At 68.5% G+C, this 13,875-nt stretch carries 18 protein-coding genes; 6 read left to right on the top strand and 12 right to left on the bottom strand.

Annotated elements, in window-relative coordinates:
- Positions 1-3 precede the first annotated feature (3 nt).
- The 5 genes from cysS to carD form a co-directional block, all read right to left on the bottom strand.
- Positions 4-1,413, bottom strand: a complete 1,410-nt coding sequence (gene cysS, locus A5747_RS22720) for a cysteine--tRNA ligase (RefSeq protein ID WP_076128524.1) — start codon at positions 1,411-1,413, stop codon at positions 4-6.
- Positions 1,414-1,512: 99 nt separating this feature from the next.
- Positions 1,513-1,773 carry a hypothetical protein gene (locus A5747_RS22715; protein ID WP_076128522.1) on the bottom strand — a complete coding sequence of 87 codons (261 nt, stop codon included), beginning with the start codon at positions 1,771-1,773 and terminating at the stop codon, positions 1,513-1,515.
- A gap of 80 nt (positions 1,774-1,853) precedes the next feature.
- Positions 1,854-2,342, bottom strand: coding sequence for a 2-C-methyl-D-erythritol 2,4-cyclodiphosphate synthase (gene ispF / locus A5747_RS22710; protein ID WP_076128520.1), 489 nt, complete (start codon positions 2,340-2,342; stop codon positions 1,854-1,856).
- Positions 2,339-3,016, bottom strand: coding sequence for a 2-C-methyl-D-erythritol 4-phosphate cytidylyltransferase (gene ispD / locus A5747_RS22705; RefSeq protein ID WP_076128518.1), 678 nt, complete (start codon positions 3,014-3,016; stop codon positions 2,339-2,341). The genes ispF and ispD overlap by 4 nt, the downstream gene beginning before the upstream one ends.
- Positions 3,017-3,032: 16 nt before the next feature.
- On the bottom strand, positions 3,033-3,521 hold the full coding sequence (carD, locus tag A5747_RS22700) for an RNA polymerase-binding transcription factor CarD (protein ID WP_003419482.1): 489 nt from the start codon (positions 3,519-3,521) through the stop codon (positions 3,033-3,035).
- Positions 3,522-3,813: 292 nt separating this feature from the next.
- Between carD and A5747_RS22695 the strand changes: the two genes are divergently transcribed.
- The 3 genes from A5747_RS22695 to disA are packed head-to-tail and all read left to right on the top strand — an operon-like array spanning position 3,814 to position 6,925.
- The gene (locus A5747_RS22695) at positions 3,814-4,329 is read left to right on the top strand and encodes a hypothetical protein (protein ID WP_076128517.1); all 516 of its coding nucleotides are present in this window, start codon (positions 3,814-3,816) and stop codon (positions 4,327-4,329) included.
- 59 nt (positions 4,330-4,388) lie between these two features.
- The gene (radA, locus tag A5747_RS22690) at positions 4,389-5,807 is read left to right on the top strand and encodes a DNA repair protein RadA (RefSeq protein WP_076128515.1); all 1,419 of its coding nucleotides are present in this window, start codon (positions 4,389-4,391) and stop codon (positions 5,805-5,807) included.
- Positions 5,808-5,842: 35 nt separating this feature from the next.
- Positions 5,843-6,925 carry a DNA integrity scanning diadenylate cyclase DisA gene (gene disA / locus A5747_RS22685; RefSeq protein ID WP_139333492.1) on the top strand — a complete coding sequence of 361 codons (1,083 nt, stop codon included), beginning with the start codon at positions 5,843-5,845 and terminating at the stop codon, positions 6,923-6,925.
- A gap of 6 nt (positions 6,926-6,931) precedes the next feature.
- On the opposite strand, the gene A5747_RS22680 is transcribed toward disA, so the two are convergent.
- Positions 6,932-7,735, bottom strand: a complete 804-nt coding sequence (locus tag A5747_RS22680; protein ID WP_139333493.1) for a hypothetical protein — start codon at positions 7,733-7,735, stop codon at positions 6,932-6,934.
- Positions 7,736-7,825: 90 nt separating this feature from the next.
- A complete protein-coding gene (locus A5747_RS22675; protein ID WP_076128509.1) occupies positions 7,826-8,443 on the bottom strand; it encodes a carbonic anhydrase in 618 nt (205 codons plus the stop codon).
- Here A5747_RS22675 and A5747_RS22670 point away from each other — a divergent pair.
- The gene (locus A5747_RS22670) at positions 8,442-9,341 is read left to right on the top strand and encodes an A/G-specific adenine glycosylase (protein ID WP_076128507.1); all 900 of its coding nucleotides are present in this window, start codon (positions 8,442-8,444) and stop codon (positions 9,339-9,341) included. The genes A5747_RS22675 and A5747_RS22670 overlap by 2 nt on opposite strands.
- On the opposite strand, the gene A5747_RS22665 is transcribed toward A5747_RS22670, so the two are convergent.
- Positions 9,324-10,079, bottom strand: coding sequence for an alpha/beta fold hydrolase (locus tag A5747_RS22665; protein ID WP_076128505.1), 756 nt, complete (start codon positions 10,077-10,079; stop codon positions 9,324-9,326). The genes A5747_RS22670 and A5747_RS22665 overlap by 18 nt on opposite strands.
- Positions 10,080-10,142: 63 nt before the next feature.
- Between A5747_RS22665 and mhuD the strand changes: the two genes are divergently transcribed.
- Together mhuD and A5747_RS22655 are read left to right on the top strand one after the other, a co-directional pair.
- Complete coding sequence (gene mhuD / locus A5747_RS22660) at positions 10,143-10,457, top strand: mycobilin-forming heme oxygenase MhuD (RefSeq protein ID WP_076128504.1); 315 nt, start codon at positions 10,143-10,145, stop codon at positions 10,455-10,457.
- A 34-nt stretch (positions 10,458-10,491) separates the two neighbouring features.
- The gene (locus A5747_RS22655) at positions 10,492-11,799 is read left to right on the top strand and encodes a serine hydrolase (RefSeq protein ID WP_233148121.1); all 1,308 of its coding nucleotides are present in this window, start codon (positions 10,492-10,494) and stop codon (positions 11,797-11,799) included.
- Between the two features lie 3 nt (positions 11,800-11,802).
- On the opposite strand, the gene A5747_RS22650 is transcribed toward A5747_RS22655, so the two are convergent.
- From A5747_RS22650 to A5747_RS22635, 4 genes are all read right to left on the bottom strand, one after another.
- Complete coding sequence (locus A5747_RS22650; protein ID WP_076128500.1) at positions 11,803-12,354, bottom strand: histidine phosphatase family protein; 552 nt, start codon at positions 12,352-12,354, stop codon at positions 11,803-11,805.
- Complete coding sequence (locus tag A5747_RS22645; protein WP_076128499.1) at positions 12,351-13,142, bottom strand: CbtA family protein; 792 nt, start codon at positions 13,140-13,142, stop codon at positions 12,351-12,353. Before A5747_RS22645 ends, A5747_RS22650 begins: the two co-directional genes overlap by 4 nt.
- Positions 13,143-13,151: 9 nt before the next feature.
- Positions 13,152-13,355 carry a CbtB-domain containing protein gene (locus A5747_RS22640; protein WP_076128497.1) on the bottom strand — a complete coding sequence of 68 codons (204 nt, stop codon included), beginning with the start codon at positions 13,353-13,355 and terminating at the stop codon, positions 13,152-13,154.
- 135 nt (positions 13,356-13,490) lie between these two features.
- A complete protein-coding gene (locus A5747_RS22635; protein WP_076064108.1) occupies positions 13,491-13,871 on the bottom strand; it encodes a YbjQ family protein in 381 nt (126 codons plus the stop codon).
- Positions 13,872-13,875: the final 4 nt, after the last annotated feature.

Here is a 13,875-nt window from a genome sequence, read left to right as displayed (position 1 = left end):
GGCCTACTTGTCTTGACCGGCCAGCAGCTCCCACTGCGGCCCGTCGGCGGTATCGGTGACCTCGATGCCGGCCTGCTTGAGTCGATCCCGGATCTGGTCGGCGAGAGCCCAGTTGCGCTCTTCGCGGGCCTTCTGCCGGCTCTCCAGCTCGGCCTCCACCAGCACGCCGACGGCGGCGAGTGCGGCGGACGTTTCGTCGCGAGACTCCCAGCGTTCGTCGAGAGGGTCGCAGCCCAGGATGCCCATCATGGCGCGGATAGACCCGGCGTACTTCAACGCGCCTTCGTGATCGCCGGCGTCGAGGGCCCGGTTGCCCTCCGCGCGGGCATGATGCACCTCGGCCAGCGCGACCGGGACGGCGAGATCGTCGTCGAGCGCTTCGGCGAAGCGCGGTGTCCACTCGCCGGGCACGACCGCGCCGGCCCGGCTGCGCACCCGGTGCAGGAAATCCTCAACGCCGACATAGGCTTTCACGGCGTCCTGCAGGGCGGTCTCGGAGAATTCCAGCATCGACCGGTAATGCGCGCTGCCCAGGTAGTAGCGCAGTTCGGCGGGCCGCACCCGCTGCAACATCGCCGGGATGGCCAGCACATTGCCCAGCGACTTGCTCATCTTTTCCCCGCCCATCGTCACCCAGCCGTTGTGCAGCCAGTAGCGGGCGAACCCATCACCGGCGGCGCGGCTCTGCGCGATTTCGTTCTCATGGTGGGGAAACACTAAATCCATTCCGCCGCAATGGATGTCGAATTCCGGGCCCAGGTACTCGCGCGCCATCGCCACGCATTCGGTGTGCCAGCCGGGCCGTCCGCGCCCCCACGGGGTGGGCCATGACGGCTCGCCGGGCTTGGCGCCCTTCCACAGCGTGAAGTCACGCTGGTCTCGCTTGCCGCTGGCCACGCCCTCGCCCTGGTGGACGTCGTCGATCTTGTGCCCGGACAGCTGGCCGTACTCCGGATAGCTGAGCACGTCGAAATAGACGTCGCCGTCGCCGGTGTACGCGTGGCCCTTTTCGATCAGCCGCTGGATTAACTCGACCATCTGCGTGATGTGCCCGGTCGCCCGCGGCTCCGCGGACGGCGGCAAGACATCCAGGGCGTCGTAGGCCGCGCTGAAAGCGCGCTCGTACGTGGCCGCCCACTCCCACCAAGGCCGGCATGCCGCGGCCGCCTTGTTCAGGATCTTGTCGTCGATATCGGTCACGTTGCGGATGAATGCGACGTCGTAGCCGCGGGCGATCAGCCAGCGGCGCAAGATGTCGAAGGCCACCCCGCTGCGGACGTGGCCGATATGCGGCAGGCCCTGCACCGTGGCGCCACACAGGTAGATGGAGACATGGCCCTCGCGCAGCGGAATGAAATCACGCACGGCACCGGCCGCGGTGTCGTGTAGCCGCATGCGGGCGCGATCGGTCACGACGTGCCAGCTTACCTGCTGGTTCCGATTTCCCCGGTCCTCAGGGCTGGGCCGCGGCGACGCCCGACCCTTCGAGATCGAGCGGCGGACTGCTTGTCGCTAGCAGGGGTCGCCATCGGGCGTGTAATACGGCACGCCCTCCACCGAGTAACACGGCACCTCGCCCGGCCAGTACGGCTCGGTGGCCGCCGCTATGGCCGCGCCGGCCGCGACATCACCGGCGACGTGGCTGCATCCACCCACGGCGACGTGGCGTCCGTCGGCGCCGGCGCACACATCGGCGTGCGCCACCGGAGCTAGGGCCAACGGCGCTGCCCCCAGCGCCATGGCTGTCAATAGCGCGGCTGTCGGCTTCTTCATTTGCACTCCTATATCGAGCCCCGCCCACGTTGATTATTGCCCCGGACCACGCGTTTCGTCACCGATCTCGGGTCGATGGGCTAGCGGGCATCCCCGATCGGGACCAACAGCGCCGTCGCGATGGCAGCCAGGCCCTCGCCCCGCCCGGTCAGGCCCAGGCCGTCGGTGGTCGTGGCCGACACGGATACCGGCGCCCGCAGCAGACCCGACAGCACCTCCTGCGCCTCGGCGCGGCGCGGGCCGATCTTGGGCCGGTTGCCGATCACCTGCACCGCGGCGTTTCCCACCCGGTAGCCGTGTTGCGCGATCAAATCGACGACGTGGCGCAACATGTCGGCGCCGCTGACGCCTTTCCAGCGCGGATCGTCGATGCCGAAGACGCCGCCGATATCGCCCAGCCCCGCGGCCGACAACACGGCGTCGCACAGCGCGTGAGCTCCGACGTCGCCGTCGGAATGGCCGGCGCAACCGTCGGCGCCGGGAAACAGCAGACCGACCAGCCAACAGGGCCGGCCCGGTTCGATCGGGTGCACGTCGGTACCCAGCCCGACCCTCGGCAGTTCGCTCACCGGTGCACGATCGCTTCGGCCAGCAACAGATCCAGCTGGGTGGTGATCTTGAATGCCAGCGGGTCGCCGTCGACCACGTGTACCTGGCCACCGAGTTGCTCGACGAGCGACGCGTCATCGGTGAATTCGGCGGTACCCGCGCGCCCGTAGGCGCGCAGCAGCAGGTCGGTGGCGAAGCCCTGCGGGGTCTGCACGGCGCGCAGTCCGGCCCGCTCCGGCGTGCCCAGCACCACCCCGTTGGCGTCCACGGCCTTGATGGTGTCGGACAGCGGCAGCGCGGGCACGACGGCCGCGTGGCCCGACCGCAACGCCTCGGCCACCCGCACGATCAAATCCGGCGGCGTCAGCGCCCGGGCGGCGTCGTGAACGAGCACGAATTCCGGTTGGCCGGGCAGGGCGGACAAAGCCAGGTTGACCGAATCGGTGCGACCGGCGCCGCCGGCCACGACGACGGCTTGGGCACCCAGGACTTGCTTGGCCTGGTCGATGCGATCGGAAGGCACCGCCGCCACAACATGGTTAACGACCCCCGACTTCAACAGCCCCGAGACGGCCCATTCGAGCAAGGTGCGGCCACCGAGCTCGCAGAATGCTTTCGGAATCCCGGCCGCCAGTCGCTCACCCGAGCCCGCGGCCGGGACGATTGCGACTATGCCGCCCGCTGCCCCGACCACCAGAGCCTCTGGGCTTTCAGGAAGCGGCGGCCAAAACCTCGTCGAGGATGGTCTCCGCTTTGGCGTCGTCGGTGCTCTCGGCCAGCGCCAACTCGCCAACCAAAATCTGGCGCGCCTTGGCCAGCATGCGCTTCTCGCCGGCGGACAGGCCGCGCTCCTGGTCGCGACGCCACAGGTCGCGCACTACCTCGGCCACCTTGTTGACGTCACCGGAGGCGAGCTTTTCCAGGTTCGCCTTGTAGCGGCGCGACCAGTTCGTGGGCTCTTCGGTGTGGGGAGCGCGCAGCACCTGGAAAACCTTGTCGAGGCCTTCTTGGCCGACGACGTCGCGGACACCGACGTACTCAGCGTTTTCTGCGGGTACTCGAACGGTCAGGTCCCCCTGCGCCACTTTCAAGACGAGATACTCTTTTTGTTCCCCTTTGATGGTTCGGGTTTCGATCGCCTCGACTAACGCAGCACCGTGGTGTGGATAGACAACGGTGTCGCCGACCTTGAAGATCATCTGATTGGAGCCCCTTTCGTTACTTCATGCTAGCACGGCGGGCCGACTCATGCGGAACAACGGTGCAGGTCAGGGGCACAACACGTGCGAATTAGGGGTTGACAGGCGGAGAAGAACGTGCACTGGAACACAGTACCAACGTCCTCAGCTGACCTGTCCGGGTACCCCGTCCGGACCCCTGCGGCCCTGGTCTGGTGCCCTGCGCTACCGCTCCGATGGCCTTCCTACTACTGTGCATAGTTGCACGATGGAACGGCCGTACGACGGCGCGAGGCCCAGCAGGAGGCAATGAGTGAACCGCTTCAAGATCGGCCTGGTCGCCTTGATCGCCGTCGCGCTCACGGGTTGCGGCGCCGGGCAGATCTCGCAGATGGCCACCCAGGAGCCCGCCGTCAACGGCAACAAGGTCACGATCAACAACGTGGCGCTGCGTGACATCCGGATGCAGGCCGTGCAGACCGGCGACTACATTCAGCCGGGCCGAACAGTGGACCTGGTGCTGGTCGCCGTCAATCAGTCGCCGGACGTCGCGGACCGGCTGCTGGGCGTGACAAGCGACATCGGAACGGTGACCGTCACTGGCGACGCGCGACTGCCCGCCGGCGGGATGCTTTTCGTCGGTACGCCCGAAGGCGCGAAGGTGGCGCCGGGACCCCTCGGTTCGAGCAATGCCGCCAAGGCGACCGTCGCCCTCGCCAAGCCCATCACCAACGGCCTTACCTACAACTTCACCTTCAACTTCGAGAAGGCCGGGCAGGCCAGCGTGCTGGTGCCGATCTCGGCCGGGCTGGGGCCACAGCCCGCCTGAGGCACGACTCGCCGTTCTGTGCGGCCGGGCTTGTCGGTCCAGCCCGATACCGTCATGGCGTGGCAAACGTGCGCTCGCAATACCGCTGTTCGGAATGCCGGCATGTCACCGCCAAGTGGGTGGGTCGCTGCCTGGAGTGCGGCACGTGGGGCACGGTCGACGAGGTAGCGGTGCTCAGCGCGGTCGGCGGTAACGGTCGCCGGGTGGGCCTGGCTTCGGGATCGAGCTCGCAAGCCGTCCCGATCAATTCCATTGCGCCCAACGTCAGCCGGCACCGGTCGACGGGCGTGGATGAACTCGACCGCGTTCTGGGCGGCGGTGTGGTGCCGGGGTCGGTGACGTTGCTGGCGGGCGATCCGGGCGTGGGCAAGTCGACGCTGTTGCTCAAGGTCGCCCATCGCTGGGCGCAGTCCGGCAGGCGCGCGCTGTACATCTCCGGTGAGGAGTCCGCCGGCCAGATCCGGTTGCGCGCCGACCGGATTGGCTGCGGCGGCGACGAGCTCTATCTGGCCACCGAATCCGATCTGCACACCGTGCTCGACCACATCGCGACGGTGCAGCCCGCGCTGGTCATCGTCGACTCGGTGCAAACGATGTCCACCACCGAGGCCGATGGTGTCGCGGGGGGCGTTACGCAAGTGCGCGCGGTCACGGCGAGGCTGACCGCCGCCGCGAAGGCCGGCGACGTCGCGCTGATCCTCGTCGGGCACGTCACCAAAGACGGGGCCATTGCCGGGCCGCGGTCACTCGAGCACCTCGTCGACGTGGTGCTGCATTTCGAGGGCGACCGCAACGGCACGCTGCGGATGGTCCGCGGGATCAAGAACCGGTTCGGTGCTGCCGACGAGGTCGGCTGTTTCATGTTGCACGACAACGGCATTGAAGGCGTGGCCGATCCGTCGAACCTGTTCTTGGATCAACGGCCCGCGCCGGTCGCAGGCACCGCGATCACGGTCACGCTGGACGGCAAGCGACCGCTCATCGGCGAAGTCCAGGCGCTGCTGGCGACGCCGTCCGGCGGTTCGCCGCGCCGCGCCGTCAGCGGAATCGACCACTCGCGGGCGGCGATGATCGCGGCCGTGCTGGAAAAGCACGCCAGGCTGGCGATCGCCGTCAACGACATCTACCTGTCCACCGTGGGCGGCATGCGGTTGACCGATCCGTCGTCCGACCTGGCGGTCGCCGTGGCGCTGGCGTCGGCGTATGCGAAGCTGCCGCTGCCCACGACGGCGGTGATGATCGGCGAGGTGGGCCTGGCGGGCGACCTGCGCCGCGTCAGCGGCATGGAACGGCGGCTGAGCGAAGCCGCGCGGCAGGGCTTCAACATCGCGCTGATCCCCGACGGCGACGACCCGCGACGCGAGATCGTGCCACCGGGTATGCGGGCGCTGCGCGCACCCACCATCGGCGCCGCGCTGGAGCACATGGTCGACATCGGCGACCACCGCGGCAACGCGATTCCGGGCCTCAGTGGCTAGACGTGGCTAGACGCAGTGCCCAATCGGGCCGCAGAATGCACGCTGTGACCCGTCCGACCCTGCGTGAGACCATCGCCCGGCTGGCGCCCGGCACCGGGCTCCGCGACGGCCTCGAGCGCATCCTGCGCGGCCGCACCGGTGCGCTGATCGTGCTCGGCAACGACGAGAACGTCGAGGCCATCTGCGACGGCGGCTTCGCCCTCGACGTCCGTTACGCGCCGACCAGGCTGCGCGAGCTGGCGAAGATGGACGGCGCCGTCGTGCTGTCCACCGACGGCAGCCGCATCGTGCGCGCCAATGTGCAGTTGGTCCCGGACCCGTCGATCCCCACCGACGAATCGGGAACGCGGCACCGCTCGGCCGAACGGGCCGCCATCCAGACCGGCCACCCGGTGATCTCGGTCAGCCACTCGATGAACATCGTCACCGTCTACGTCGCCGGGGAACGGCACGTCGTGGCGGACTCCGCGACCATCCTGTCGCGGGCCAATCAGGCCATCGCGACCCTGGAACGCTACAAGGCCCGGCTCGACGAGGTCAGCAGGCAGCTGTCGCGGGCCGAGATCGAGGACTTCGTCACGCTGCGCGACGCGATGACGGTGGTGCAGCGGCTGGAGCTGGTCCGGCGGATCGGGCTGGCGATCGATTACGACTGCGTCGAGCTCGGCACCGACGGGCGTCAGCTGCGGCTGCAGCTCGAGGAGCTGCTGGGCGGCAACGACACCGCCCGCGCGCTGATCGTGCGCGACTATCACGCCAGCCCCGAACCGCTGTCCGAAGCGCAAATCACTGCCACCCTTGGCGAACTGGACGCCCTGTCGGACACCGAGCTGCTCGACTTCACTTCGCTGGCAAAGGTTTTCGGGTATCCGACGACCGCCGAGGCGCAGGACTCGGCGCTGAGCCCCCGTGGCTATCGCGCGATGGCCGGTATCCCGCGGCTGCAGTTCGCCCACGTGGATTTGTTGGTCAGGGCGTTCGGGACGCTGCAGGGCCTGCTGGCGGCCAGCGCCAACGACCTGCAATCGGTGGACGGCATCGGCACGATGTGGGCCCGCCACGTGCGGGAGGGGTTGTCGCATTTGGCGGAGTCGACGATCGCCGACCCGCTGAGCTGAGCTCGGTTACCCCGTAGGGGGACCCGGGGGAACCCCGGGCGGCGCTTCGGGCTGCGGCACCGCCGGCTGACCCGGCACCGGACCCGGCGGCGCCGGCGGCTGGTTGAGGATGAACGGGACCGGCAGTGAGCGCAGGTTGCCCAGCTGCACTACGAGGTTGTAGGTGCCCGGCCCGATTCCCGGCCGCGGCAGCGGGCAATGCGGCGCCGACCCCATCCCGGTCCAGGTGACCGCGGTCGTCACCTGTTCACCCGGGGTGAAGGTCTTGACCAGCGTCTCGTTGGACGGCGCGCAGTCCAGGTTGGACCACAGCCGCTTGTTGTCCAGCGAGTACACGTATGCCGCCAGCACCGCGGCCCCGACGTCACGCTTGCAGGACACCAGCCCGATGTTGGTGACGACCATGGTGAATTTCGGCTGGTCACCGATGAAATATTGGGGAGCGTTGGTCAGTCCCTTGACGGCCAGCGTCGAATCGGGGCAGTCATCGCCCTCCTTCAGCACCGGCGGCGGCTGCACTGCGGCGGTGGGTGTCGGCGACTCCGGGTTTTGGCCCTGCGGCGCCGGCACCGGTGCGGGCCCTTCTGGCGCCACCGGCGGGGGCGCCTGGGGTGCGGGCGATCCCGGCTTGCTTTGCGCGGAGTTGGGTTTGTCGGCGTTGGCGGGTTTTGCGCCCGCGTTGTTGCTCATGAAGGCGATGACGGTGGCGACGACGATCCCGATCACTACTACCGCGATGCCCAGGGCCAGGCCCCGGCGCCGCCAATAGATCTCGGTCGGTAGCGGGCCACGCGGTTCCAGATCCAGCACATTCACACCGTAGGGCCAGGTCACGTGGTTTTGCCCGACCCGCCTCGGCGTGTCGCGATGTTAGCTGGCCAGCAGGCGTGTAAGAGGCCGTTATTCGCCGATATCGCCCACGTGGTCGACCAGCACCACGTGCCCTTCGGCGAGTTGATAGGTGACGCCCGCTACCGCCAGCGTGCCGGCCGCGACCCGCTCCGCGATCGCCGTCGAACGCGCCACCAGCTGCGCCAGCGTCTCGCGCACGTGGCGTTCCTCGAGCTCGTCGACCCGGCTCAACCCGTCGCGGCGGCCCATCAGGATCGACGGCGCGACCCGCTCCACCACGTCCCGGACGAAACCGGCCGGTATCGCGCCGTCATCGATCGCCTGTATCGCCGCCTTGACGGCACCGCAACTGGTGTGGCCGAGGATGACGATGAGCGGCACGTCGAGGGCCGTCACCGCGTACTCGATGGAGCCCAGGACCGCCGAATCGATCGCCTGACCGGCGGTGCGTACCACGAACACGTCGCCCAGGCCCTGATCGAAGAGCAACTCGGCGGCCACCCGGCTGTCCGCGCAGCCGAATATCACCGCGGTGGGCTTTTGACCCGCGGCCAGGCTGGCCCGGTGATCGACGCTCTGGCTGGGATGCTGCGGCTTGCCGGCCACGAATCGCTCGTTACCCTCTTTGAGTGCTTTCCACGCGGTTACCGGGCTGGTGTTGGGCATGGCACACATCATGCCGCACGGGCGAATGAACGTCCCTCCGAACGAGCTCATCGACTGGTATGACCGATCGCGCCGCGACCTGCCGTGGCGCGAACCCGGAATCAGCGCGTGGCAGATCCTGGTCAGCGAGTTCATGTTGCAGCAGACGCCGGTGGCCCGGGTGCTGGCGATCTGGCCGGATTGGGTACAACGCTGGCCCACCCCGTCGGCCACGGCCGCCGCCAGCGCGGCCGACGTCCTGCGCGCCTGGGGAAAGCTGGGCTATCCGAGGCGGGCCAAGCGGCTGCACGAATGCGCCACGGTCATCGCCCGCGACCACGGCGACGTGGTTCCCGACGACGTCGAAACCCTGCTGACGCTGCCCGGTATCGGCAGCTATACCGCGCGCGCCGTGGCCTGCTTCGCCTATGGCCACGCTGTACCTGTGGTGGACACCAATGTGCGACGGGTGATGGCCCGCGCCGTACACGGCCTGGCCGACGCCGCCGCGGCCGCCGCGGCGCGCGATCACGCCGACGTCGCGGCCCTGCTGCCGCGCGACGACACGGCGCCGAAGTTTTCGGTGGCACTGATGGAACTGGGCGCGACGGTGTGCACCGCGCGCAGCCCGCGATGCGGGCTATGTCCCCTGGACCGGTGCACGTGGCGGCTGGCCGGATACCCGCCGGCGCAGGGTCCGGCGCGACGCGTCCAGACCTACGCCGGAACGGACCGTCAGGTCCGCGGGCGATTGCTGGATGTGTTGCGGACCAACGATTCACCGGTGACGCGCGCCCAGCTGGACGTGGCGTGGCTAACCAATTGCGCTCAGCGCGACCGGGCACTGGATTCGCTACTCGCCGACGGGTTGGTGACCCAGACTCCAGACGGCCGCTTCGGGTTAGCCGGCGAGGAATGACTCGACCGCCTCGCGGTACACCCGCGGCGCTTCGTCGTGGATCAGGTGACCCGCCTGTTTGACCGCCAAATATGTTGTCGGGGAATCGGTTTGGGTCATCGCACGCATCTGGCCGTGCGGCGTGACCGAGTTGCCGGCCTCGATGAGCAGCGCCGGCGCCCGCACGGCCCGCCACTGCGACCAGTAGTCACGGGTGCCCCACTCGGCGGCGATCTCTATCCATCGCGACGTGTGGCCGTGCAACCGCCAACCCGTTGGGGTGCGATCGAAGGCATCCAGGAAATACTGCCCCGCGATCGGGCCGAATTCATCGAATACTTGTTGCGCGGAATCGAATTCGACCGGGAGGGCGTGCAGCCAGGGCTCCCATGGGCCGGTGGTGCGGCCACGGAAGTCCGGGGCCATGTCCTCGACCACCAGGGCCGACACCAAATCGGGACGCTGCGCGGCCAGACACCACGAGTGCAGGGCACCCATCGAGTGCCCGACCATCCTGGCCGGTGCCCCCAACCCGCTCACCGCATCGCCGAGATCGGCCACGAACCGCTCGGTGCTGATCGGAAACGGATCGTCGACGTCGCGGCCGCGGTGCCACGGTGCGTCGTAGGTGTACACGGTGCCCAAACGGGTCAGCCACGGCAGCTGCCGCGACCAGGTGGTGCCTCGGCCCATCAGGCCGTGCACCAGTACCAACGGCGCGCCTTGGCCGCCGTGGCAGGTCAGCAGATCGCCGGGCATATGACCATCTTGCGTGTAGCGCCCTCGAGTTCGACGGGCGAGGGGCCGCGGTAGCCTAGCGGAATGCCAGTGGTGAAGATCAACGCAATCGAAGTACCCGCCGACGCTGGCCCCGAGCTGGAGAAGCGGTTCGCCCATCGCGCGCACGCGGTGGAGAACCAACCCGGTTTCCTCGGCTTTCAGCTGCTGCGTCCGGTCAAGGGTGAGGACCGCTACTTCGTGGTGACACACTGGGAGTCCGATGAAGCATTCCAGGCGTGGGCGAAAGGGCCTGCCATCGAAGCCCATGCCGGCCACCGGGCCAACCCCGTGGCGACAGGCGCGACGCTGCTGGAATTCGAGGTTGTGCTGGACGTTGCCGCCAACAAGACCGGCTAGCAAGCGGCCATCCGCGCGGCGCCGGGCGGCGGCGATGAGCGCCGCCGCAGCACTCGTGGTCACCCTGGCGCCCGGTTGCGCGCCCTCACCCTCGCCGCAGGCGAACGCGGCGAACCCGGGACGGCAGATCGACACCCGGACTCCGCCCGGTATCCGTGCGCAGCAGACGTTGGACATGCTGAACTCCGACTGGCCCATCGGCCCGGTCGGTGTGCGCACGCTGGCCGCGTCCGACAAGGTCGAATCGGTGGAAACCACCATGGAGGGGCTGTGGTGGGATCGCCCCTTCACCCTTGGGGGCGTCGACATCGGCGCAAGCGTTGCCACGCTGCATCTCATCTCCTCTTACGGTGCGCGACAAGACATCCGGATCCACACCGACGACGACGGGCGTGTCGATCGATTCGATCTCGAGACGCAACCCCCGACGGTCGCGTCATGGCACGACGTCGATGCGGTGTTGAGCAAGACCGGTGCCCGCTACTCCTACCAGGTTTCCAAGGTCGACAACGGTCGCTGCGACCCGGTGCAGGGCACCAACGCCCGCGAATCCCTGCCGCTGGCATCGATTTTCAAGCTGTACGTGCTGCACGCGCTGGCGGGTGCGGTGCAAAACGGCACGGTGTCCTGGGATGACCAGCTGACGGTCACGGAGAAGAGTAGGGCCGTCGGTTCCTCGGGCCTGGAATTGCCTCCGGGAGCTCATGTTTCGGTTCGCACGGCCGCTGAGAAGATGATCGCCACCAGCGACAACATGGCGACCGACTTGCTGATCGGGCGGATGGGCACGCATGCGATCGAGGAAGCGCTCGCGACGGCCGGCCACCACGATCCAGCCAGCATGACGCCCTTCCCCACGATGTACGAGCTGTTCTCCGTCGGCTGGGGCCAACCTGATCTGCGCAACCAGTGGAAACAGGGTTCGCCGGACGACCGGGCTCGGCTGCTGGCGCAGGCGAATTCCGCTCCCTATCAACCCGATCCGACCCGAGCCCACACCCCGGCCTCGAGCTACGGCGCTGAGTGGTACGGCAACGCGGACGACATCTGCCGAGTCCACGCGGCGCTGCAGGCCGACGCGGTGGGCGCGGCCGCGCCGGTAAGGCAGATCCTGTCCGCCGTATCGGGTATCCAGCTCGACCGCAACGTCTGGCCGTACATCGGCGCGAAGGCCGGCGGCCTACCGGGCGACCTGACGTTCAGCTGGTACGCCGTCGACAAGACAGGGCAGCCGTGGGTGGTCAGCTTCCAGTTGAACTGGCCCCGCGATCATGGCCCGACCGCGACCGGCTGGTTCTTGCAGGTCGCCAAGCAGGTGTTCGCGCTGATCGCACCGCGGTAACCCTCACAACCGCAGCGTCCAGCGGCCGTCCCGGAAGTGCAGGACGGTTTGGCTGAGTGGGGCAATGTCGATGCGCCAGAACGATTTCGGCGGCGCATCGAGGGCCAGCAGGATCGCCGCCCGGATCACCGCGGGATGCGTCACGGCGACGGCGCGCGACATGTCGCCCGTCAGGGCGCCCAGCCAGCCCCTCACACGCGCGACCAGGTCGGCTATCGACTCCCCGCCGTGCGGGGCATGGGCCGGGTCGGCCAGCCACGCCTCGACGTCCGCGGGCCCGATATTCGCCAGCGCCTCGCCGCGCCACCGCCCGCAGTCGAGATCGCCCAACCGCGGCTCCGTCGTGGCTTGCAAGCCCAGCAACTGCGCGGTTTGGCGGGCCCGCCGCTCGGGCGCGGTGAGCTGACGTGTATCGCCGGAGATCGCAAGTGCGGCAACGCTTTCGAGAAGGCGCCGGCCGGTGTCGTTGAGCGGCTCGTCGGCGGGAAACCGCCCGGCCGCCATCGCGTCGGTCATCGCGTGCGAGACCAGGGTCAGCCGGACGACCTCGGTCACGCGGCGGTGCTTGACGCGCGTCCGCTCCGGGCTCGCTCCCCCAGCAGCCGCCCCGCCAGCGTCGCAAACACCACGCCGATGGTCGCCCACAGCACCGCCTGCGTGGCCAGCGAAACCAACCGGAACTCGTAGAGATCATCGGCGGGAAAGCCGGGATAGATGATCGCACCCGAGGCGTCGCGCAACGGCTCGGGCGTCTCGTCCACGGCGGGCAACAACGCCAGCACCGCCGTGATCGTCACCAGATAGGCGCCGGCGGTGAGCAGCCAACCGTTCGGCGTGCCTAGCCGGGCGGCGAGCCGGCGGGCCAACCACACCCCCGCGATCGCCAGCACCACCGACACCAGCACCGCCACCAGATACCAGCCGGTGCGCGCCCCGATCGTGTCCGCCTGCCCGACGGAGGGCGGATTCGGCGGGTACTTCAGGAACGGCACCAGGTAGACCGCGCCGAAGGCGGCCGCCGCCAGCAGCAACGAAAGCGACTGTGGCCCAAGGCCTCTGGCGCGCGGCGCGACAACGCAGAACAGCGCGGCGAACAATGCGCCCATCGCAACGCCGAAGATCAGGACGCCGAAACCCAATCCGGCGTTTGCCTGCACCGCGCGGGTGAACAGCTCGGCGCCGTGCTCGTGCACGCCGTGCGCGTGCTCGGCGTCGGTTCGGCCGTCTTCAAAGGCGATCGCACGGCCGATGACGGGCTCGGCGCACAGGCGGCCGAAGAGGAATGCGAGCACCGCGGCAAGCGCGCCGGCCAAGAGACCGCGCGCGATCAGACGCTTCTCCACGAGGAGCCGTCAGTGGCAGGGGAAGCCGAGCAGATGCCGCGCGTCGTGCACGAACTCGTGCACGTGGGAGTCGCTGCCGAACAGCGACACCGCGCCCTGATCGATGCCGACGAAGTAGAGCGCCAAGAGCGCCAGGAAGACGGTCGCCGCCAGCCACAGCGCGGCACTTGCCGCCGATAAATCGATCGACCGGGTGTCGGTGGAATCGGACACAGTTGACTCCTTCTGGGGATATCGCGTCCCGCTTAGGTCCGACGAGCTTCGGGTCTGACTTTGACAGTGGCGCGACCGTTTCGGACTTTCACCGGATTCCGTCACTCGTTTGGCAAGCGACAGTGTAAACCGCCGTCACTGCTGCGGGGGCGCGGCCCCGTAGCCGAGCTGATTCGCCGTGTACTTCGCCGCGTCGGTGATCGGCACCGCCTGGACCGCGGTGCCGTAGGCGCAAATCTCGGTCCACACATCGCCGATCTCGGTGGTGTCGAAGCGCATCGCGACGATCGCGTTGCCGCCGCGGTTGCGCGCCTCGGCGATCAGCCGGCCCATCGCCTCGTTGCGGCTCTCGGCGAGGTTCTTCGTCATTCCGGCCAGCTCGCCGCCGAACATGGCCTTGAACCCGGCGCCCATTTGGGAGAACGCGTTTCGGGAGCGAACGGTCAGGCCGAAGACTTCGCCGCATACGCGTTGGATTTCCCAGCCCGGGAGGTCGTTGGTGGTCACGATCAGCACGGCG

This window comes from Mycobacterium sp. IS-836 (genome assembly GCF_001954275.1).
Taxonomy (GTDB): domain Bacteria; phylum Actinomycetota; class Actinomycetes; order Mycobacteriales; family Mycobacteriaceae; genus Mycobacterium.
This window is presented reverse-complemented; position numbering and strand designations above follow the sequence as displayed.